Annotated in this window: 16 protein-coding genes and 1 pseudogene; 7 read left to right on the forward strand and 10 right to left on the reverse strand. The window is 64.7% G+C overall.

The features are described from left to right. Positions 1-39 precede the first annotated feature (39 nt). The 7 genes from G4G27_RS15520 to G4G27_RS15550 all read right to left on the reverse strand — a co-directional run bounded on the left by G4G27_RS15520 (position 40) and on the right by G4G27_RS15550 (position 5,599). Positions 40-372, reverse strand: a complete 333-nt coding sequence (locus tag G4G27_RS15520) for a hypothetical protein (protein ID WP_183114005.1) — start codon at positions 370-372, stop codon at positions 40-42. A 48-nt stretch (positions 373-420) separates the two neighbouring features. Further along, entirely contained in the window at positions 421-1,938 is a 1,518-nt protein-coding gene (locus G4G27_RS15525) for a polysaccharide biosynthesis C-terminal domain-containing protein (protein ID WP_183109494.1), read from the reverse strand. A gap of 4 nt (positions 1,939-1,942) precedes the next feature. After that, the gene (locus tag G4G27_RS15530) at positions 1,943-2,986 is read right to left on the reverse strand and encodes a CDP-alcohol phosphatidyltransferase family protein (RefSeq protein WP_183109495.1); all 1,044 of its coding nucleotides are present in this window, start codon (positions 2,984-2,986) and stop codon (positions 1,943-1,945) included. Between the two features lie 300 nt (positions 2,987-3,286). Beyond that, positions 3,287-3,712 carry an arsenate reductase (glutaredoxin) gene (arsC, locus tag G4G27_RS15535; protein WP_183109496.1) on the reverse strand — a complete coding sequence of 142 codons (426 nt, stop codon included), beginning with the start codon at positions 3,710-3,712 and terminating at the stop codon, positions 3,287-3,289. Beyond that, positions 3,709-4,812, reverse strand: coding sequence for an ACR3 family arsenite efflux transporter (arsB, locus tag G4G27_RS15540; protein ID WP_244624361.1), 1,104 nt, complete (start codon positions 4,810-4,812; stop codon positions 3,709-3,711). The genes arsC and arsB overlap by 4 nt, the downstream gene beginning before the upstream one ends. Next, positions 4,809-5,165, reverse strand: coding sequence for a metalloregulator ArsR/SmtB family transcription factor (locus G4G27_RS15545; RefSeq protein ID WP_183113835.1), 357 nt, complete (start codon positions 5,163-5,165; stop codon positions 4,809-4,811). The genes arsB and G4G27_RS15545 overlap by 4 nt, the downstream gene beginning before the upstream one ends. Then, entirely contained in the window at positions 5,165-5,599 is a 435-nt protein-coding gene (locus tag G4G27_RS15550) for an ArsI/CadI family heavy metal resistance metalloenzyme (protein WP_183109497.1), read from the reverse strand. Before G4G27_RS15550 ends, G4G27_RS15545 begins: the two co-directional genes overlap by 1 nt. Before the next feature lie 187 nt (positions 5,600-5,786). Here G4G27_RS15550 and G4G27_RS15555 point away from each other — a divergent pair, with 187 nt between their 5' ends. Continuing rightward, entirely contained in the window at positions 5,787-6,092 is a 306-nt protein-coding gene (locus G4G27_RS15555) for a ribosomal protein L7/L12 (protein WP_183109498.1), read from the forward strand. Between the two features lie 22 nt (positions 6,093-6,114). Here G4G27_RS15555 and G4G27_RS15560 read toward each other — a convergent pair whose 3' ends face one another. Continuing rightward, the gene (locus G4G27_RS15560; RefSeq protein ID WP_244624720.1) at positions 6,115-8,328 is read right to left on the reverse strand and encodes a glycoside hydrolase family 3 protein; all 2,214 of its coding nucleotides are present in this window, start codon (positions 8,326-8,328) and stop codon (positions 6,115-6,117) included. A 188-nt stretch (positions 8,329-8,516) separates the two neighbouring features. Beyond that, the gene (locus G4G27_RS15565; RefSeq protein ID WP_183109499.1) at positions 8,517-11,003 is read right to left on the reverse strand and encodes a TonB-dependent receptor; all 2,487 of its coding nucleotides are present in this window, start codon (positions 11,001-11,003) and stop codon (positions 8,517-8,519) included. Positions 11,004-11,170: 167 nt separating this feature from the next. Here G4G27_RS15565 and G4G27_RS15570 point away from each other — a divergent pair, with 167 nt between their 5' ends. Genes G4G27_RS15570 through G4G27_RS15580 form a run of 3 tightly spaced genes read left to right on the forward strand, consistent with a single transcriptional unit; the run spans position 11,171 to position 14,033 of the window. Next, positions 11,171-12,475: an MFS transporter gene (locus tag G4G27_RS15570; protein ID WP_244624362.1), complete on the forward strand. Its 1,305-nt coding sequence runs from the start codon at positions 11,171-11,173 to the stop codon at positions 12,473-12,475. Further along, complete coding sequence (locus G4G27_RS15575) at positions 12,472-13,494, forward strand: LacI family DNA-binding transcriptional regulator (RefSeq protein WP_183109501.1); 1,023 nt, start codon at positions 12,472-12,474, stop codon at positions 13,492-13,494. Before G4G27_RS15570 ends, G4G27_RS15575 begins: the two co-directional genes overlap by 4 nt. Then, complete coding sequence (locus tag G4G27_RS15580) at positions 13,491-14,033, forward strand: hypothetical protein (protein ID WP_183109502.1); 543 nt, start codon at positions 13,491-13,493, stop codon at positions 14,031-14,033. Before G4G27_RS15575 ends, G4G27_RS15580 begins: the two co-directional genes overlap by 4 nt. A 4-nt stretch (positions 14,034-14,037) precedes the next feature. Here the strand turns inward: G4G27_RS15580 and mddA are convergent, their stop codons facing one another. Then, positions 14,038-14,772: a methanethiol S-methyltransferase gene (mddA, locus tag G4G27_RS15585; protein WP_183109503.1), complete on the reverse strand. Its 735-nt coding sequence runs from the start codon at positions 14,770-14,772 to the stop codon at positions 14,038-14,040. Between the two features lie 289 nt (positions 14,773-15,061). Here mddA and paoA point away from each other — a divergent pair, with 289 nt between their 5' ends. The 3 genes and pseudogenes from paoA (at position 15,062) to paoC (ending at position 18,871) form a co-directional block, all read left to right on the forward strand. After that, positions 15,062-15,706 carry an aldehyde dehydrogenase iron-sulfur subunit PaoA gene (paoA, locus tag G4G27_RS15590; protein ID WP_183109504.1) on the forward strand — a complete coding sequence of 215 codons (645 nt, stop codon included), beginning with the start codon at positions 15,062-15,064 and terminating at the stop codon, positions 15,704-15,706. Beyond that, entirely contained in the window at positions 15,703-16,656 is a 954-nt protein-coding gene (locus G4G27_RS15595) for a xanthine dehydrogenase family protein subunit M (RefSeq protein ID WP_183109505.1), read from the forward strand. The genes paoA and G4G27_RS15595 overlap by 4 nt, the downstream gene beginning before the upstream one ends. A gap of 3 nt (positions 16,657-16,659) precedes the next feature. After that, a pseudogene (paoC, locus tag G4G27_RS15600) lies at positions 16,660-18,871 on the forward strand (aldehyde oxidoreductase molybdenum-binding subunit PaoC). Positions 18,872-20,497 lie beyond the last annotated feature (1,626 nt).

The following is a 20,497-nucleotide window of genomic DNA, read 5'->3' on the forward strand; positions in this document are numbered from 1 at the left end:
GGCGGCGCGACGATCATCGTCGCGGCCGGGGGCGTATCGTCAGGCTTGCGGTGGTCTCAGCGCCGGATCGCTGGCGTGCGTCACGCCGTTGCGGACATCCGCGCGCGTGATGATCGATGCGAGCCGGGCATGGGCGATCGTTTCGCCATCGCCGATCGGCGCCGCGACATGATGGCCGTGGCAGCCGCCATGATGATGCGGATAATCCTTGTCGCTATCGGCCGGCACCTGATCGCTATCGCCATCGACATGCCCGGCGGTCGTGCCGGCCTCGACGCATGACCCGACCGGTTCGACGGCATGCGCGACCGACCCCAGCCCGAGCGACAGCGCAAGGACCAGACCGATAAAAAGGGAGAACAGCGCCCGCATCGTCAATCGCTTTATCCGCCGTCCGCGCGAAACGCCAGCGGCGCGCAATCAGGAATGCTGATCCCCGCCCGAAGCAAACCCGCTGATCGCCAGCCGCTGCCCCGATAGCCGCAGCGACAGCCACAGCACCGCGCCATAAGTCCCGAGCGCCGCCGCCAGCGCGACAAAGGTCGCGGGCGCAAATCCCGCTCCCGTGCCACCGGGCACCATGATCGCGACACCAAGCCCGGCCGCGCCCGCCAGCAGCGGTGGCCATAACGGTGCCAGCGGCGGCCTGACGCGCAGCTGCACGCGCAGTACCAGGCGCCGCAACCCCGCCTGCACCATCGTCGCGAGCAGCACCGCGCCCGCCGCCCCGGCGATGCCCCAACGCGGCGTGAAGTCGATCGCCGCCGCGACGCAAGCGACGAAGCTCGCAAGCATGATCAGCAACCCGGTCTTGGGCCGCAGATAGACGAACAGGAAATCGCCCAGCCCGAACGTGCCCTGCGCGGCTTCCGCCAGCGTGAGCAGGATCAGCGCCGTGTACCCCGCGCTGAAGCCATGTCCGAACAGTTCGAGCATCGGCCCGCCGGCGGCGACGATCGCCACCAGAAAGGCGAGCTGCACCGCCAGGATGACTCGCGCGGCGGTTGCCAGCGCATCGACCGTCGCCTTGTTGCCGCTGATCGACAGGGTCCGCGCGACCATCGGCACCAGCATCGAATCAAAGGCCTGCCGCGCATGGCGCAGCGGCGTGCGCAATTGCTGCGCCATGCCGTAAATGCCCGCCCAGCGCTCACCGAGGAAGATGCCGACCAGATAGAGGTCGAGCCGGGTGAACACCCCGTTGATCACATCGGTGCCGGTGTTGGGCAGCAGCTCGCGCAACGCCGGGATCAACCGCCCGCCGCGATACCGCGCCAGCTCGAAGCGAGGGAAACAGCGCCGCACCGCGATCAGCGCATAGCCGTTGAGCACGATATTGCCCACCCAGTACCCGATGATCAGCCCGGTCCCGGTAAAGCCCGCGGCATAAGCGATGACCGCGCCGATCAGCAGCGAATAGGGCTCGACGATGCTGCGACCGATCACTTCGTGGCGCACGACATGAGTCCAGCGCGTCGCGGCGAACAGGATATCGGCCAGCGCCTGTCCCGCGATCATCGGCGCGATCCAGAACAAGGCAGTCGCGGTATCCGGCGCCAGCACGGACCGCGGCAGCACCGCGACGACGCCCATGATCGCCGCCGCCACCGCCACACTTGCCGCGAGCACCAGGATCGCCGCGTCGATCACGATATGCGCCGCTGGAACGCGATGGTCCGGCCCAGACCCGGTATTGCGATCGAGCTGCTGGAACAGCGTTTTCTTCAGCGACAGCCCGGTCAGCGCGACGCTCGCCTCGAGCACCGCGACGGCCAGGCTATACGCACCGAACAACGCCGCACCGAACAGCCGCCCGGCGACCAGCAGGAACAGGAAGCGCGCACCCAGGCGAATGACGAAACCGAACGCAGTGGAAAACGCACCGCGCAGGATCAGTCGATCCGCCCCCTGATCAGTGGCTGGCGACTCGGGGGGCAAATGATCAGGCCAGGCGTGTCGCGTCGTCGACTGCGAGGCCGGAGCCTATCGTCCCCATCGAAGTGGAATCGCGCAGGATCGGCCGCACCGCGCACAGCACCAGGAACAGCCACAACACCGCAAAGCCGGCCAGCGCGAACAGGATGATCTGTCCCCAGCCGAGCAGAATCACCACCGCAAAGGCAAGCGCGAAGAAGTCGCGGCTGGTGACAACCACCAGCGTTTCGGTGATCTTCGCCGCCAGCCCGGTCGGGAAGCGCTCCTGATAGAAACGCTTGAGGAAATTGAAATCGCCCGGCTTGCCCAGCCGTCGCGCGAGCAATGCCATGATCGACAATCCGGTGGCGACCAGCACGATCGCGGTGCCGCCCGCCAGCGCCTGGTTATGACCGTATAAATTGGTCAGGCTCACCGTCACGGCGGCGAAGAAGCCGATATTGATCGCCATGTCGACCGTCGTATCCAGCAATGCGCCGCGCGGGCTGCTGCGATAGGTCGCGCGGGCGATCTCGCCATCGACCCCGTCGAGCAGCGAAGCCGTCTGGAACAACAATCCGCCCGCGACCAGCCCGCCATAGCCGCCGAACAACAGGCTCAACACCATCGCCGCGCCGACCAGCCCGACCAGAATTGTGGCATGCCAGGGACGCACCCCGGGAAACCGCAACAGCGCGGCCGAGATGCGCCGCGACACCGGACGGTTGAACAGGCGCGAGGCCAGTCCGTCGCTCGCCTTGCCGGTCGCCTCGAGCACTGCGGCCGCGGTGATCGGCCCATTGTCCGCCGCCCGTTTCAAGCGCGCCTCATGATCGACCACGAAATGGAGCGCCGCATCGGCGCCGGCGCGGCGCACGTCATCGACCGCTTGCGGCGACAACCGTCCGCCATCCACGATATCGACCCAGATCTGCCGCGCACCGGCACGATAGGCCTGCGCCACGGCATGCGCGGCGGTGGCCACGCCCGCCACCAGGCGTTCGGCATGTCCTGGGTTGGGAAAGGTCAGTCGTACGTCGCGGTCGGTCAGGGTGATTTTGTCGTTACTCATCAATGCCCCCTCGACCGCACAGATGGGAATGTTTGCGCCACAGGCAAGTCCCATCTCACCTGATTTGACCAGGCGACACTACACCGACCAAGTCGGGCCGATCTGAGGCAAAGAAAAGGCAAGGCTCGCACAGCAGCAAGACTCCCTCACGCCGGGGTTGTTCCGGCCCCGATACATTTACCCGGAATCGGCGGCAGGATTTTTGGTGACGTGTCGGGCGAGTACCCGCGCGCATCGGTCGCTAGCGACCCTCGTTGTGAGCCCGAACTAACAACCTGGCGATTGAATGGATCAGTGCCGTTACGGCAGGACGATCTCGCCATCCTCCTTGACGAACCGGTCGGGCCGGTCGGGCCGGTCGGGCTGACGGTCGAGCAAGGGCAGAACCGTTTCGGACGGGCGGCACAGCTTCGTGCCCCGCGGCGTTGCGACGATCGGGCGATTGACCAGGATCGGGTGCGCGACCATCGCATCGATCAGCGCGGCATCGGACAAGGCCGGATCGCCCAGCCTGAGTTCAGCTGCGGGCGTGCCCTTGTCACGCAACATGGCGCGCGCGGGCAGGCCGATCGCGGCGAATAGGCGTTCGAGCTGCTCGCGAGTCCAGCCGGTCTGACGATAGTCGATCACGGTTGGCGCGTAACCGGCGGCCTCAATCATCGCGAGCACGTTGCGCGACGTGCCGCAATCGGGATTGTGATAGATGGTGACGGGGAAGTCGGTCATGGTTTGGCCCCCGTCTTTGAATGGATGACGGCTGCCTGAGAACGGATGACGGCGGCACCGCTTTCGTACCAGGTCCTGGAACGGTTCACGATCGCGACCACCGAAAGCATGACCGGTACTTCGATCAGCACGCCGACCACCGTCGCCAGCGCGGCGCCGGAGCGCAAGCCGAACAGCCCGATCGCCGCCGCGACCGCCAGTTCGAAGAAATTGCTCGCGCCGATCAGCGCCGATGGCCCGGCCACGCAATGCGCTTCGCCGGTGGCGCGATTGAGCCAGTAAGCGAGACCGGCGTTGAGATAGACCTGGATCAGGATCGGCACGGCGAGCAGCGCGATGACCAAAGGCTGGGCGACGATCCTTTCCCCCTGGAAACCGAACAACAGCACCAGCGTGGCGAGCAGGGCAATGAGCGAAACCGGGCCGAGCCGCGCGAGCAGGCGGTCGAGCGCGAGCTGCCCGCCTGTTGCGAGAACAGCACGACGGAGCAGTTGGGCGACGACCACCGGCACGACGATATAGAGCGCGACCGACAGCAGCAGCGTGTTCCACGGCACGGTGATCGCCGCGACGCCAAGCAGCAGCGCGACCAGGGGTGCGAACAGGAACAGCATCAGCACGTCGTTCAGCGCGACCTGCGCCAGCGTATAGGTCGGGTCGCCGTCGCACAGATTGGACCAGACAAAGACCATTGCGGTGCATGGCGCGGCGGCAAGCAGGATCAGCCCGGCGATATAGGATGAGGCCTGGCCCGGCGGCAGCAACGGCGCGAACAACCAGCCGATGAACAAGGCGGCGAGCAGCGCCATCGAAAAAGGTTTGATCGCCCAGTTCACGAACAGCGTGACACCGACACCCTTCCAGTGTTGCCGCACGCCGCCGAGCGCGGCGAAATTGATTTTCAGCAGCATCGGAATGATCATCAGCCACACCAGCAGCGCGACCGGCAGGTTGACGCTCGCGAGTTCGGCTGAGCCGATCGCCGCGAACAGCGCCGGCAACAAATGTCCGGCCGCGATCCCGGCCAGGATGCACAGCGCGACCCATAAGCTCAGATAGCGTTCGGACAGGGCCATTGGCGGCCGGGCCGAGGCTGTCATGCCGGCGTGTCTTCCGCACAGCAGGCGGACCGTTCCGCGATCTCGCCGAGCGAACCGCAAATCTCCGGCCGGCCGCCGCAGCAATCCGCGACCAGGAAACCGAGCAGGTCGCGCATACCGTCATAATTCGCGGCATAGATCACAGAACGCCCGTCGCGCCGCGACGAGATCAATCCGGCATGGCCGAGGATATTGAGGTGCGTCGACAGCGTGTTGGGCAGCACGCCGACCTCGCGCGCAATCTCGCCCGCCGCCACGCCTTCACCCCCGGCGCGCACCAGCAGGCGAAAAACGGCCAGGCGGTGGCCATGGGCAAGCGCGGACAAGGCCTCGACCGCGGTCGGCAGTTGCATCACTGGCACGCCGCCCCCTCTCCCGTGGTACCGCAACCACTGGCCGGGATCACTTCGTCCTCACCGTAGGAGGTCGCTTCACCCATGGTGTAGAAGGTTTCCCAGCGCACCCCGGCGGTGTCGGTCACCCAGCTCTTGTCGGACTTCGCATAGCAGCAGGTGGTTGCTTCCTGGTCGAAGGTCGTGTTGCCCGCCGCTTTCAGCCGCGATGCCAGTACGGCAAGCTCCTCCGCGCTATCGACCTGGATGCCGACATGATTGACGCCGGCGTCGCGATCGCGCGCCGAGATGGCGAGGTTCACGCGCGGATCCTCGAGCATCCATTTGGCATAATCATGCTTCACCACCGAGGGCGGCGCGTCGAACAGGGTGGTGTAGAACAGCACGGCCTGATCGATGTCGGGAACACTGACATGCATATGCAAACGCTTCATCTCGATCTCCTTCGCTTCGATAATTCGATTATCGTCGAAATATCGATTCGTCAAACGCTATCGAGTGATCGTCGTTGCGGTTATTCTATCCCGGAGTGTCTTGCGGTCACGACGGAACCTGCGGGACCCGTCGTGCATTCGCCGGACGGGTGCGGCATTCGTCGGCGCCCTTGGTACAGGAGCCGCGATGTTTATTCCCATCCCCATCCTGATTTTCAGCGGCGCGATCTTCTTGCTGCTGCTCGCCCTGGTGCTGCGTTCGCAGCGTGGACGCGATCCGCTGCTCGGCGGTCAGCCCTCGGCCTATCGGCCAGTGCCGACGCGGCATGGCGGCCCGGCCGACGCGCCTGTTTCGGTGTTACCGCCCGAGGTCGAGGCCGAAGTGCGCGCGTTGCTCGCGGCGGGGCGCAAGATCGAAGCGATCAAGCGTGCCCGCGACGCCACCCATATGGGCTTGAAGGAAACCAAGGATATGGTCGAGGCGCTGAAATAACGCCGGGGAAGTGATTGTCTTCTCACTTCGCGAAGCGCCGCTCCGCCAGCACCGTCTCAGTGACAAGCCCCGCATCCGCCACATCCTTCGCCACCTTCACGCGATAAGACCCGCCGGCGATGTGCCATTGGTGGCCGGTCACATCCCAATCGGCGAGGATACGCGGTTCGGCGGTCAGGGTGACATGCCGGCTCTCGCCCGGTTTCAGCATCACGCGCTTGAAGGCGGCGAGGCGCGGCGCACCACTGGCATGCGCGACATAGACCTGCGGCACGTCGGCGCCAGCGCGAGCGCCCTTGTTAGTCACGTCGAAGCTGACCGTCAGCGTCGTGCCCCCGCCAACCTTCAAATTCGCATAGGCGAAACTGGAATAGGACAGGCCGTGGCCGAATGGGAAAAGCGGAGTCAGCTTCTTCGCCGCGTACCAGCGATACCCGACATCGCTTCCCTCCTGATAATCGATCGGGAAATGGGTCGGCGCGGCGTCTGCGGCACCGTTCGAATTGGCCGCGGCGGTGCGGTCGGCGGCGGTCTTCAGCGTTTCCAGCCCGACCGGGGCGGGGCGCGGCGCCTGATCGGCCGAGCGCGGGAACGTGATCGGCAGGCGGCCCGAGGGATTGACCATGCCGAACACGATACCGGCGATCGCTTCGCCGCCGCGCTGGCCGGGATACCAGGCCTGGATCACGCCAGCGACGCGGTCGATCCACGGCATCAGCACCGGGCCGCCGGTTTCGAGTATAACGACCGTCTTGCGATTGGCGGCGACGACCGCATCGATCAGTGCGTCCTGATTGTCGGGCAGGACGAGTGTCTCGGCATCCTGCGCCTCGGTCTGCCACTGCGTCGCGAAGACGATCGCGACATCGGCGTGCTTGGCTGCGGCCGCCGCGGCGGCGGGGTCGCGGCCATCGACGAAACTGATCTCGGCCCCCGGCGCGAGCTTGCGGATCGCGGCGAGCGGCGAGGATGCGTGCCAGGTGACGCGCGCGAACGAAGCCGCTGCGCCGCTGGTCAATGGAATCTCGACCGGCGCGCCGCCGACCGAGCGGACCTGTGACGATCCGCCGCCCGACAGGACGCCGACATCGGCATGGCCGCCGATCAGCACGATGCGTTTCGCCGTTCTGGCCAGCGGCAGGATCGCGTTGTCGTTCTTGAGCAGGACGATGCCGGCCTCTGCAGTACGCTGCGCGATCACCGCGTTGGTGGCATAATCGATCGGCTGCGCGGTGGCCGGCATCGGATGATCGAGCAGGCCGTTTTCGATCACCCCGGTCAGGATGCGCGTGATCATCTCGTCGAGCCGCGCTTCGGGGACACTGCCATCGGCGACGGCGGCGGCGAGCGGGGCGGCGAAATAAGGTTGCTTGTCGAGTTCCTTGCCCGATTGCTGGTCGAGTCCGGCGAGCGCGGCTTTCGCGGTCGAATGAACCCCGCCCCAATCGGACATGACCCAACCCTTATAACCCCAGTCCTTGCGCAGGATGTCGGTCAGCAGGACACGGTTCTCGCACGCATATTCGCCGTTGAGCTGATTATAGGCGCACATCACGGATCCGGGCCGGCCGCGCTCGATCGCGATCTCGAACGCGAGCAGATCGCTTTCGCGCAGTGCCGCCTCGCCGATCCGCGCGTTGAGCACCATGCGCCCGGTCTCCTGCGAATTGAGCGCGTAATGCTTGACCGTGGAGACGATGTGATTGCTCTGCACGCCGCGGATCGCCTCGCCCGCCATCACGCCGGCGAGTAGCGGATCCTCGCCGAGATATTCGAAATTGCGCCCGTTCCACGGATCGCGCGTCAGATTGACGCCGCCCGCAAGCAGGATGTTGAAGCGCTTGGCGCGCGCTTCCGACCCGATCATCGCGCCGCCGCGATACGCGAACTCGGGATCGAAGGTCGCGGCGGTGGCGAGCCCGGCGGGAAGCGCGGTCGCGACATCGCCTTTGCGCTGTTCGACCTGGTTGGCGACGCCAAGGCTCGCATCGCTTTCGCGCAGAGCCGGAATGCCGAGGCGGGGGATCGGCGGGACATGGCCGGCCGAGGGGATCATGTCAGTCGGCGAACCGGATTTGCCGGTCGCCTGAGGCGGGAAGAAGCTGAAAGCGAGCTGGAGTTTTTCGGCGCGGGTCATCTGCTTGACCAGCTTCGCCGCGCGCGCTTCGGCACTGATTTTTACCGGTGCACTGGCGGGTGTCGCGGCGGGGCGCTTCTGGGTGCGCGCATCGACCATCGCCGGCAGCGTGGTCGATACCAGCATCACGCCGATCGCTGCCCGTGTCCTGAAACTCACCATATCATGTCGCTTTCCACACGCTGACAGCCGGACGCTGCCCGCATGAGCGGCGCCGGTGTTTCTTCACGGACAAAAGGGCGGGCAAGACCAGCAAGGGGGTGGGGTGGTCTTGCCCGCCGGGTCTATCAGAACGCCGCCCTGACACGGGCGCCAAAAGTACGCGGCGATTGATAGACCGAGAGGAACACGGGGTCGTAGCGCGTCGGGCCGAACGTGCTGGCGCCGGTGCGGATCTTGTTGTCCTCGATATTCTGGACAAAGGCTTCGATGCTGAAATTGTCGCCAGGAGCCGTGTAGCGGAGCGCGAAGTCGCTACGCGTATAGGACTTCTGGCTGTCGAAGCCGTCGCCATAGACCACCACCTGTCCAGTGGTCAGCGTGCGCGGTTTGAAGTCGCCGTTGAAGTAGGTCAGATAGCTCTTGGTCTCGTAATGGATCGTGCCGCGCGGTGTGATCCGCCCGCCATTGGCCAACACGAAATCATGTTCGTAACTGGCGGTTGCCGAAAAGCGCGGCGCGTGCGGCAATTCATTGCCTTCCAGGTCGCGTGCGGCGGCGGTGTTGCCGCCATCGTCGAAGCGGCCGTCGATCGCGACCAGCGTGTCGAGCCGCGTCTTTTGCAGCGTGCCGGAGAATTGCAGCCGGTCATGATCGGTCAGATTGGCGTTGAGCTCGGCCTCGAAGCCATAGGCCTTGGCGCCCTTGGCGTTTTGCGTGCCGACCTGGCTGCTGATCGTGTTGCCATTGGCATCGCGGATCGTGACCACCTGATTGACCTGATAACCGCGGAAGTCGGAATAATAGGCCGCGAGGTTAAGCGTCACGCGGCGATCGAAAAAGCGGCTTTTCAGGCCCACTTCATAATTGGTGATGGTTTCCGGGTCGGTGGTCTGGCCACCATCCTGGATATTGCCCGATTTGAAGCCGCTGCTGATGCTCGCATAACCAAGCGTGCCCGGCGCGAGATCGGCATCGACACGCGCGAGATAGGTAAGCTTACCCCAACTGCCCTTCACATCATTGTTGGAGATCGAGAAATTGCCCTGCGGGAACAGCGCGATCAGTTCCGCGGCGGTAGCATCGGGATAGGCACCGAAGAAATTGGCGGTGCACGAAGGATCGCCGATCGCGGGGCAACCAAAGGCGGTGACGTTGCGCCCGCCGATATCGGCCTTCTTGTCATGAGTGTAGCGCAAGCCGCCGGTCAGCCGGATCGCATCGGTTGCGTGCCAGGTGACTTGACCGAAGCCGGCGAGCGAATCGATCGTGCGCTTGGCCTGGATGAAGCTGCCGACAAAGGCACGCGTCGCGCCATCGCGATAACCGTCGCGCTGGTCGACGTCGAAGCGGATGCTGTTGTTCTCGTGCGAATAATAGGCGCCGAGGATATAGTCGAAACGGTTCTCGCCGGTCGATTTCAACTGCACTTCGTGGCTGGTGAAATCATAGCGAGAGCGCACCGTACGATTCTCGCCGAACGCACCGAGATAAAGCTGCAGCCCGCTTACCGGATCGAACCCGCCGGTCGGCGGCAAGGCGCCGGCATCGGCGTCTGCCTGAGTGCTGCCGCCAAGCCGCGAGAAGCCGGCGATATAGCTGATCTGTGCATGGTCGCTGATGTCGAGGTTCATCGTGCTGCGCACCGCAACCGAATAACGGTCGGTGTCGGGCGCGGTGTCGCTGAGTGTCGAGAACAGCTTGGTTCCCGCGCGCGGCGTCTGCAGCAGCGAGATCACCGGCGCGCCCTTGTCGAGGAATCCTTCCGCGCTGAGGTTCCAGGAGAAATTGTCGCTCGGCTGCCACAACAGGCTGAGCCGGCCCGACATCTGATCCTGCGCGTAATATTTCTTGCCCGTGGTGATGAAGGCCGACCGGTCGACATTGGGCACATTCGGCGCTGCCTGGAAATCGGCATAACCGTCATGGCGCTCGGTGACGAAGGCGAAGCGTGCCGCCAGCGTGTCGCTGATCGGTATGTTGATCGCGCCGCGCGTGCCGACGCGATTGTAATCGCCGACGATCGCCTCGGCATAGCCGCTCATCTTGTCGAAGGTCGGCTTGGCCGAGATCAGGCCGACCGCGCCGGCGGTGGCGTTACGGCCGAATAGGGTACCCTGCGGTCCGCGCGACACTTCGACGCGCTCCATATCGTACATCAGCACCGATGCGCCCTGCGCGCGCGGCGAATAGATGCCGTCGATATAGATCGCGACTTCGGGATCGGCGACTTCGGTGAAGGCGGTATCGTTACCGATGCCGCGGAGTGTCAGTAGCACGGCCGACTGATCGCCCTGCTGGTTGAACTGCAGGCTGGGCACGAAGCGCGCCAGATCGGTGATGTTGTTGACCTGTTGCCGGTTGAGGCTGTCCTGACTGAACGCGGAGACGGCAAGCGGCGTTTTTTGCAGGCTGGTCTCGCGCCGCGTGGCGGTGACCAGGATGTCGCCGTCATCGACCGGGGCGGCATTGGTGACCGGATCGGCCGCCTGTGCGACGCTACCGGTAGAAGCTGGGCCCGTGGGAGCCGCTGGCGCGTCTTGCGCGAACGCGGGCGTCATCGCGACAAACGAAGTGGCGAGCATGGTGCTCGCGGCAAGCAGATACCGTTTCATGCATTCCTCCCGGAGGTTCACCTTTTTGATCAGGCTTGCCTCGCTCAAAAGGCTCGCTTGACATCGATGTCAAGAAATATTTGACATCGATGTCAACGGAAGGCCGACATCGATGTCAAATTTGCCCCGACCTGTTGCACAGATGCATCGCCACGCTAGAACGGCGTGTGCAACCGCCCCGATCCAGTTCCGAACCGAACCCCGAAGCGCGAATCAGCAAGACGCTGTTCGAACTGTCGATCGGGGTGTTTTTCCTCGGCGGATTCCTCACCTCGATCGTCGGTCTGCTGGTGCCGCGGCTGACGCTGACGCTCGGGCTCGATTATACCCGCGCGCTGCTCGTGCAGTTCGCTTTCCACCTGAGTTACCTGCTGTTCGCCTTTCCGATCGCGGTGGCGATCCTGCGTGTCGGCTATATGCGCTCGATCGTCGCCGGGCTGAGCGTGATGGTCGCGGGCTGCCTGGCGCTGATCGGATCGGCGGAATGGCGATCGTTCGCGCTCGTACTGCTCGCCTTGCTGACGCTGTCGACCGGGATCACTTTCCTGCAGATCGCAGCCAACACCGTGGTCACCGTGGTCGGCCCGTCGCGTCACGCCGCGGCGCGGCTAACTCTGTTGCAGGGGTTCAACTCGCTCGGCACGGTGCTCGGGCCGCTGATCGGCGCGGTGTTCCTGCTTGGGTCGATCGGGCTCGACGGCACGGGCACGACGGGTTTGGGCGCGGATGCGGTACCGTTCATCGTCGGAGCGATCCTGCTCGGGCTGATTGCGATCGCCTTTTACCGGCAGCGCGATCTGCTTGGCCGGGCCGAGCTGAGTTCGGTCGCGACGCGCGCGGTGTTCGGGACGCTGCCGGCGGTGCTGCGCAACCGGCGGCTACTCGGCGGCACGGTGGCGATGTTCGCCTATGTCGGGGCGGAGGTCGCGATCGGCACGCTGATCCCCAATTTCCTGATGCTGCCCGATATCCTGCACGCGGCGCCGCTGGCGGCGGGACAGCTGGTCAGTCTTTATTGGGGCGGCGCGATGATCGGGCGCTTCGCCGGCGCATGGCTGCTCAAACGGATCGATGCCGGGCTGCTGCTCGCCTCGGTCGCGATCGGCGCGATGGCGCTGACCACAGTGGCGAGCCTCAGCGGTGGCGTGACCGGCGCGGTCGCGCTGATCGCGGTCGGACTGTGCAATTCGATCATGTATCCGACAATCTATGCGCTGGCGTTGCCCGGCGACGCGGCCAAGGCGCCGCTGGGGTCGATGTTCCTGTGCATGGCGGTGGTCGGCGGGGCGGTCGTGCCGCTGATGACTGGCGTACTGGCCGACCGCATCGGGCTGGCATTGTCGCTGTTGCTGCCGGCCGCCTGCTATATCGTCATCGCAGCATTCGCCGCGCAGTGCCGCGCGCCGCGACCGGCCGGGGCGCCGGAAGCTATTGGGCCGGAAGCTCTTGGGTCAGAGGGTAGCGCGCGATGAAGCCGATCACGATCAAGGAAGTCGCGGCGCGCGCCGGGGTCTCGCCCAAGACGGTGTCGCGGGTGATCAACGACGAGGAACATGTCCGTCCGCCGGTGCGCGAGGCGGTGATGCGCGTGGTGCGCGAGATGGGCTATCGCCCGAACAGTTTCGCGCGCAGCCTGTCGAGTTCCAAATCCTATCTGCTTGGCCTGCTGGTCGATGATCCCGCCTCCGGTTACGCCACTGACGTGCAGGTCGGCGCACTGCTGCGCAGCCGCGACCTCGGCTATCATCTGGTGATCGAGCCGCTCGACACGGGCAAGGCCGAATGGCTCGATATGATTGACACCGGCTTGCATGCGCTCAATCTGGGCGGTGCGATCCTTACCCCGCCTTTGTGCGATCGCACCGACCTGATCGACCTGCTGGTGCGTCACGGCCTGCCCTTCGTGCGCATCTCGCCAAGCGGCGATGACGAACGATCGGCTTCGGTGCGGATGGACGACCGCGCCGCGGCGCGCGACATGACGCGGCACCTGATCGGGCTCGGCCATCGCGACATCGCCTTTATCAAGGGCGACCCGGTGCATGGCGTGTCGGCGTTCCGCTATCACGGCTTTTGCGATGCGATGGCGGAGGCCGGGCTGGCGATCGTCGCCCGGCGCGTATTGGAGGGCGATTTCTCGTTCCGCTCGGGGCTGCGTCTGGGCGAGACGATCCTCGCCGGCGGCGACCGCCCGAGCGCGATCTTCGCGAGCAATGACGATATGGCGCTGGGCGTGCTGGTCACCGCGATCCGGCTTGGCATCATGGTGCCGGACACGCTGTCGGTGGCGGGGTTCGACGATGCCCCGGTCGCGCGCGTTGCCTGGCCACAACTGACCACCGTGCGTCAGCCCAATGCCGAGATGGCGGCGGCGGCGGTCGATATCGTGACCAGTCCGGGCTATTCGACCGAGGCGGACAAGTCGCAGCTCAACCGCAGCCTCCCTTATGAGATCATACTGCGATCAAGCACCGCCGCGCCGCGGCCATGATGCGACGCACGCCGATCGCGCTCGCCGCATTGCTTGTCTTGTCGGCATGCTGGAACGGCGCGGCCTGGTTCACCGCCGAACAGGCGGTGCAGGCGATCCCGGACGGTCGCTACCGCCTTGTCGAACCCGGCGCACAGTCACCGGAAAGCGGCGATACCATCTCGATCGCGCAGCAGCCCGACCATAGCCTGTCGATCACCGGCCCGGACAATCCGTGGCGCGCGATCGTCGTGCCGGTCGATCCGGCGCTCCCGGGCCGTTTCATCGTCCAGCTCCAGCAAATATCGGCTGGGCGTCCCGATTCGAGCGCTGGTTTCGTCCTGCTCGACACCAGGGCGGGCGGCTATCGCATCTCGATCCTCGCTTGTGCCGGCGCCGCGCGTGACGCGGTCGAGCGCAGCGGCGGCCATGTCAGCCGCGACCCGCAATCCGCCGCCTCCTGCATCTTCGCCGACCGCGCGACCTTCCTCACCCAGTTCCGCGCGGCCGCACAGGCGGAACTGGCAGCGGATCTGGAATTGCGGCCGGTCGATCGCTGAGCGGTCAGCGCCGCAATTTTGGCGTCAGCATCCCCACTTCGCCGCGATAGCTCTCGTATTTGTCGCCGAACAGATCGACCAGGTCGCGTTCCTCATGGTGGATCGCGATCAGGATATAGACGAACATGCCGAGCGCGAGCACGAGATGGCCGACGGTCATATGCGGCGTCGCCCAGAAGGCGAGGATGAAGCCGCTATATAAAGGATGGCGCACCAGCCGGTAGAAGAAGGGCGTGCGGAATGTCGGCGCGACCGCGCCTTGCCCGCGCAGATTCCCCCAGACCTGTTTCAGGCCGAACAGTTCGAAATGACTGATCAGGAAGGTGCTGAGCAAGACGATCAGCCAGCCCAGCCCGAACAGCGCCCACAAGATTCCCGCCAGCGCCGGCGCCTGCACAAGCCACAGCGTCGCCGGGATCGGGCGCCATTGCCAGAACAGCAGGATCAGCATCAGGCTGGCGGCCAGCACATAGACGCTACGCTCGATCGGTTCGGGCACGATGCGGGTCCAGGCGCGCTTGAAGGCGGGCCGCGCCATCACGCTATGCTGCACGCCGAACAGCACGATCAGCACCAGGTCGATCGCCGCGGCGGGCATGGCCGCGATCACCGCGCCACCGCGATCGACCGTCACCGGCACCCAGGGCAGGTCGCCGACAAATGCGATAAGGTAAAGAAAAGTCGCGAAAAACACGACATAGGCGATAACGCCGAACAGCAGGTAGAATGCGCGACTCATCTCGCTCCTCCCCCAATATGGGGTGAGCATATGTCATGGGCCATATTTTGCAACCGCAAGTATCCGGTGGTCGGGAATAGTATCGCGCCGATATCTCCTACATGCTTTCGAACGCCCCGCCATTGCCGCGAGCCAGCGGAGCTCGGTCGCTTCTCTCCGACGTATCGTTGATCAATGGCGCTCATCGCAGCGCTCGCGTTGGATCGTTTACGCAAGGACGGCGTTGGGGCAGAATGCTCGCCCGTACCGGGCGCCCGGGGTTCATAAGCATCGCAGACGAAAGGCCGACATGTCCGATCCGCAGGATTTCGAATTGACCCGGCGCGGCGTCATCACCACCGGCGTCGCCACGGTCGCGGTCGCCTCGGTGCCCGCCCCGGCGCTGGCCCAGGGTAAACCCACACCGGCCCCGCCCGCCCCGACCATGAAGGTCACGCTCAAGGTCAACGGCAAGGCCGGCGCGCTCGATCTTGGTACGCGCACCACCTTGCTCGACGCGCTGCGCGAGCATTGGAAGCTGACCGGCACCAAGAAGGGCTGTGACCATGGCCAGTGCGGCGCGTGCACGGTGATCGTCGAGGGGCGGCGGATCAATAGCTGCCTCACGCTCGCGGTGATGCATGACGGCGACGCGATCACCACGATCGAAGGGCTTGGTCGCCCTGACGACCTGCACCCGATGCAGGCCGCCTTCGTCAAGCATGACGGCTATCAATGCGGTTACTGCACCCCGGGGCAGATCTGTTCGGCAGTGTCGGTGCTGAAGGAAATCCGTGACGGCATCCCGAGCCATGTCAGCGGCGATATCACTGCCGCGCCGCAAATGACCGCGCAGGAGATGCGCGAGCGGATGAGCGGTAATATCTGCCGCTGCGGCGCCTATTCCAACATCATCGAGGCGATGCAGGAAGTTGCGCAAGGAGGTCGGGCATGAAGGCCTTCACCTATGAACGCGCGACCACGCCCGCGGAAGCCGCGGCGATGGTCGCGCGCAATCCGGGCGCGCGCTTCATCGCCGGCGGCACCAATTTGCTCGACCTGATGAAGCTGCAGATCGAAACGCCGCAGCATCTGGTCGACGTCAATCATTTGAAACTCGATACGATCGAGGCGACGCCGGAGGGCGGCCTCCGGATCGGCGCGCTGGTGCGCAACACCGACCTCGCCGCCGACAAGCGTGTGCGCAAGGATTATGGCGTGCTGTCCCGCGCGCTGCTCGCCGGTGCTTCGGGCCAGTTGCGCAACAAGGCGACCACCGCCGGCAATCTGCTCCAGCGCACCCGCTGCCCCTATTTCTACGACACCACCAAGCCATGCAACAAACGCCAGCCCGGCGCGGGCTGCGCCGCGATCGGCGGGTTCAGCCGCAACCATGCCGTGCTCGGCGCGAGCGACCAGTGCATCGCCACGCACCCGAGTGATATGGCAGTGGCGATGCGGCTGCTCGATGCGAAGGTCGAGACGGTCGATTCCAGCGGCACCACGCGCATCATCCCGATCGCCGATTTCCACCGCTTGCCCGGCGCCACGCCCGAAGTCGAGACCGCACTGGTTCCCGGCGAGCTGATCACCGGCGTCACCCTGCCCGCGCCGATCGGCGGCGTGCATTCCTATCACAAGGTCCGCGATCGCGCGTCCTATGCCTTTGCGCTGGTCTCGGTCGCCGCGGTGATCGAGCCAGGCGGGCGTGGCGGGAGACTCGCCTTTGGCGGCCTCGCGCACAAGCCGTGGCGGGTCGAGGCTGCCGAAGCGAGCATCCCAAACGGCGCGAAAGCGACCGCCGCCGGGGTGTTGGCCGGCGCACGCACCACGCCGCAGAACGCCTTCAAGCTGCCGCTGGTCGAGCGCACGCTCGCCGCGGTGTTCGCCGATGCGAAGGGCTGAGTCATGAAATTCGATACCCCCGCCACGACCAACCCGATCGACCAGTTGAAAGTCGTCGGCCGGCCGCACGACCGCATCGACGGGCCGCTCAAGACCAGCGGCCGCGCGCCCTATGCCTATGAACGCCACGACGTCGTGCCCAACCAGGCCTATGGCTTCATCGTCGGCGCGGCGATCGCGACCGGGCGCATCACGCGCATCGACACGGCGGAGGCGCTCGCCGCGCCCGGAGTGCTCGCGGTGGTCACGCATGAAAATGCCGGCAAGCTCGGCAAGGCCGAAGCGATTACCGCGCGCCTGCTCGGCGGGCCGTTGGTCGAGCATTTCGACCAGGCGATCGCGGTCGTCGTCGCGGAAAGCTTCGAACAGGCGCGCGCGGCGGCGAAGCTGGTGCGGGTCGATTATGCGCGCGGCACCGGCGCGTATGATCTCGCCGAGGCCAAGGCATCGGCGACCAAACCCAAGGCTGGTTTCGGAGGCGAGTCCGACACCGCGGTGGGCGACTTTTCCGGCGCATTCGCCAAGGCCGGCGTGAAGCTCGACGCGACCTATACCACGCCCGACCAGAGCCATAGCTCGATGGAACCGCATGCGAGCATCGCCGCCTGGGACGGCGACAAGCTGACCTTGTGGACGTCGAACCAGATGATCGCCTGGGCGGTGCGCGACCTGAGCGAGACGCTGCTGATTCCCAAGGAGGACATCCACGTCATGTCGCCGTTCATCGGCGGCGGCTTCGGTTCGAAGCTGTGGATCAGGAGTGACGCGATACTCGCCGCGCTTGGCGCACGCGCGGCCGGCCGGCCGGCCGGTCAAGCTCACGCTGGCGCGGCCGCAGATGTTCAACAACACCACGCATCGTCCGGCGACGATCCAGCGCATCCGTATCGGCGCGACCCGCAAGGGCAAAATCACCGCGATCGGCCATGAAAGCTGGTCGGGCGACTTGCCCGGCGGCGGACCGGAGACGGCGGTCAACCAGACGCGGCTGCTTTATGCCGGCGCCAACCGCATGACCGCGACGCGGCTCGCGGTGCTCAATTTGCCCGAGGGCAATGCGATGCGCGCGCCGGGCGAAGCGCCGGGGCTGATGGCGCTCGAGATCGCGATGGACGAGATGGCGGAGAAGCTCCGCATGGACCCGATCGAATTCCGCATCCTCAACGACACGCAAGTCGATCCGGAGAACCCCAAAACTCCCTTCTCGCATCGCGATCTGATCGGTTGCCTGCGTACCGGCGCCGAGCGCTTCGGCTGGGACAAGCGCAACGCGAAGCCGGCGCAGGTCACCGATGGCCGCTGGCTGGTCGGGATGGGCATGGCGGCGGCGTTTCGTGGCAACATCACCACCAAATCGGGCGCGCGCGTCGGCATCGACAGGAAGGGCGTGGTCACCGTCGCGACCGACATGACCGATATCGGCACCGGCAGCTACACGATCATCGCGCAGACCGCCGCCGAAATGATGGGCGTGCCGATCGACAAGGTGGTGGTGCTGCTCGGCGATTCCAGCTTCCCGGTTTCGGCGGGTTCCGGCGGGCAATGGGGCGGCAACAGCTCGACCGCCGGCGTTTATGCCGCCTGCACCGCGCTCCGCGCAACGATCGCGCGGAAACTCGGCATGGATCCCGACGCCGCCGAATTCACCGGCGGCAAGATCCGTTCGGGCAAGCGCAGCGTGTCGCTTGCCGAGGCGGCCGGCGATGCCGGTCTGTCGGCGGAGGATTCGATCGAGTTCGGCGACCTCGCCAAGACCTATGCCCAGGCGACCTTCGGCGCGCATTTCGCCGAGGTCGGGGTCGACCGCGCGACCGGCGAGATCCGCATCCGCCGGATGAGCGGCGCGTTCGGCGCGGGCCGCATCCTCAACCCCAAATCGGCGCGCAGCCAGGTGATCGGCGCGATGACCATGGGTGCGGGCGCGGCATTGATGGAGGAAGCGGTGGTCGACCCGCGCTTCGGTTATTTCGTCAACCACGACCTCGCCGGCTATGAAGTGCCGGTCCATGCCGACATCCCGCACCAGGACGTATTCTTCATGGATGAGGTCGACGACAAATCCTCGCCGATGAAGGCCAAGGGCGTTGGGGAACTCGGCATCTGCGGCGTCGCCGCGGCGATCGCCAATGCGGTGTACAATGCCTGTGGCGTCCGGGTGCGCGATTATCCGATCACGCTCGACAAGCTGATCGGGCAATTGCCGCCCTTTGCGTGACGAGGAACCCAGTCACCGTCATTTCCCCGGATCTGGTGGTTGCTTACCCATTTGGTACGGGGCAAAAACTTTTCCCGGCGAAGGCCTGGGCCTAGGTGTTTGATCCCACGGTTTGATGGTGCGTGACCATGGAATGTCGGACATTGGTGGAAAGCGGTCGTTTTTAGGAAGTCTTACTGGCGAGGCGGACAATCAGCATAATTCCATTGCCGATCCCCTTGGGCTTGTGAAAACGATGGGGTTCTCCATTCTACAACGGCTTGGGGATCACGATCTCGTCGGTAAACAAAGAAATATGCGCGCTCAGGCGCGCCGTTCATCCTTTGGTCGCCTTCGAAATATACGACGCCACAAGCAGAGTTCTTTATCGTATCGGGACGCACTTCACCAAAGCGTGTCAGGTAAAACTCTGGGTGAGATGTTACCTGCACAGCCCGTTTCGCCTCTCCGATCAGCTGCTGACCCTGGCATGCTGACAAACAGAGCGCCATCGAACCGATGAGGAGGGGCGGCAAACGCATACCAGCGATATGCATGTCATCCGCGATGTCCGCAATGGGGGCGTTAGCGGACGTTAAAAAGCCGCTCCATGAGCTTGCCGACCGCTGCGTGCCAGAGGCGGACGGTAGTTGTGATCAGCACCACCAGTGGGGCGATCCATAGGCCTTGCCTATCCCAGCCCCACCCGAGGCCGAACGCAAAGTCTAAGAGCGTCAAAACCCACATAAGGCTACCGACTGCGACGATCGACCAATAGGTCCGCCTGACATCTTTTCGGAACCAAGCTGCAAAGCGTTTGTAGCGCATGGCGGCACTTTGGCTTCGCCGACGAATGACCGCAAGTGGGGCGTTTGCCGACCGGCAGCTTTTCCGCCCGTTAGGCCAGTCGGCTTCCGGGGAGGCCGAGCCGATCGCCAGCACAGGAACGGCGATAGCTGGTGGTTAGCTGCCGATCACAGTCACTTGCTTCGAACGAACCGATATATCCCGTAGGTAAGCAGCACCGACACAGCGATCGCCATCGGCAAAACGATCCATTGACGGGTGGTCACGTCAAGTTCTGGGGCGAAACGCCTTGAAAGATCGGAACAAAGCACACCAAGCACTGGCCCTACGAAGATCGGCCACTTAACGGTCGGCTTCGGCGACGCTTCAGGATCGGACGAACTCATCGGCGTAGCTTAATGGCCAGCACGAATGTCCGCAACTGGGGCGGAAGCGGTCTGGCCGCTTTTATGAGTCTACGAGCTAGTCGGAAAACAGGCGGTAATCGCCGCTGCGCTTCTGTTACTTCTGCCTTCCCGACCGGGCCCCAGCCTTCGCTTGGGAAGCAATTTCGGCCGAGCGGGACAGCGCTGACTTGTGCCCCGTTCATGTGTCACGAACGTGGTTGTCTTCGTCATGTCAAAGAGCGTGTCGGCATTGGGTGAGGTGCCGCCTGGACCTTTGTGCTCGGAGTTCCAGGAAGTTTGAATCGAACCACGTGATGGCGCGGAGATATGGGACACCGGAAATGTTCCTTTTCTCCAGCTCCGTAAATTGAATAAATCTATTGATATCAATACTATATGATGAAGTCGTACAGGAACCACGCGGTTGAATCAATCGAGTCAGTTGTCTTTGCGG

Origin of the sequence: Sphingomonas sp. So64.6b (genome assembly GCF_014171475.1) — a bacterium.
GTDB classification, from domain to species: Bacteria; Pseudomonadota; Alphaproteobacteria; order Sphingomonadales; family Sphingomonadaceae; genus Sphingomonas; species Sphingomonas alpina_A.

Excerpts from the sequence above, each read along its gene's own strand:
- G4G27_RS15575 (WP_183109501.1), top strand. The coding sequence starts at position 12,472 with ATGAAGCCGATCACGATCAAGGAAGTCGCGGCGCGCGCCGGGGTCTCG.
- G4G27_RS15520 (WP_183114005.1), bottom strand. The coding sequence starts at position 372 with ATGCGGGCGCTGTTCTCCCTTTTTATCGGTCTGGTCCTTGCGCTGTCG.
- G4G27_RS15565 (WP_183109499.1), bottom strand. The coding sequence starts at position 11,003 with ATGAAACGGTATCTGCTTGCCGCGAGCACCATGCTCGCCACTTCGTTT.
- arsC (WP_183109496.1), bottom strand. The coding sequence starts at position 3,712 with ATGACCGACTTCCCCGTCACCATCTATCACAATCCCGATTGCGGCACG.
- G4G27_RS15550 (WP_183109497.1), bottom strand. The coding sequence starts at position 5,599 with ATGAAGCGTTTGCATATGCATGTCAGTGTTCCCGACATCGATCAGGCC.
- G4G27_RS15545 (WP_183113835.1), bottom strand. The coding sequence starts at position 5,165 with ATGCAACTGCCGACCGCGGTCGAGGCCTTGTCCGCGCTTGCCCATGGC.
- arsB (WP_244624361.1), bottom strand. The coding sequence starts at position 4,812 with ATGACAGCCTCGGCCCGGCCGCCAATGGCCCTGTCCGAACGCTATCTG.
- G4G27_RS15560 (WP_244624720.1), bottom strand. The coding sequence starts at position 8,328 with ATGGTCGATGCGCGCACCCAGAAGCGCCCCGCCGCGACACCCGCCAGT.
- G4G27_RS15555 (WP_183109498.1), top strand. The coding sequence starts at position 5,787 with ATGTTTATTCCCATCCCCATCCTGATTTTCAGCGGCGCGATCTTCTTG.
- G4G27_RS15530 (WP_183109495.1), bottom strand. The coding sequence starts at position 2,986 with ATGAGTAACGACAAAATCACCCTGACCGACCGCGACGTACGACTGACC.
- paoA (WP_183109504.1), top strand. The coding sequence starts at position 15,062 with ATGTCCGATCCGCAGGATTTCGAATTGACCCGGCGCGGCGTCATCACC.
- G4G27_RS15580 (WP_183109502.1), top strand. The coding sequence starts at position 13,491 with ATGATGCGACGCACGCCGATCGCGCTCGCCGCATTGCTTGTCTTGTCG.
- mddA (WP_183109503.1), bottom strand. The coding sequence starts at position 14,772 with ATGAGTCGCGCATTCTACCTGCTGTTCGGCGTTATCGCCTATGTCGTG.
- G4G27_RS15595 (WP_183109505.1), top strand. The coding sequence starts at position 15,703 with ATGAAGGCCTTCACCTATGAACGCGCGACCACGCCCGCGGAAGCCGCG.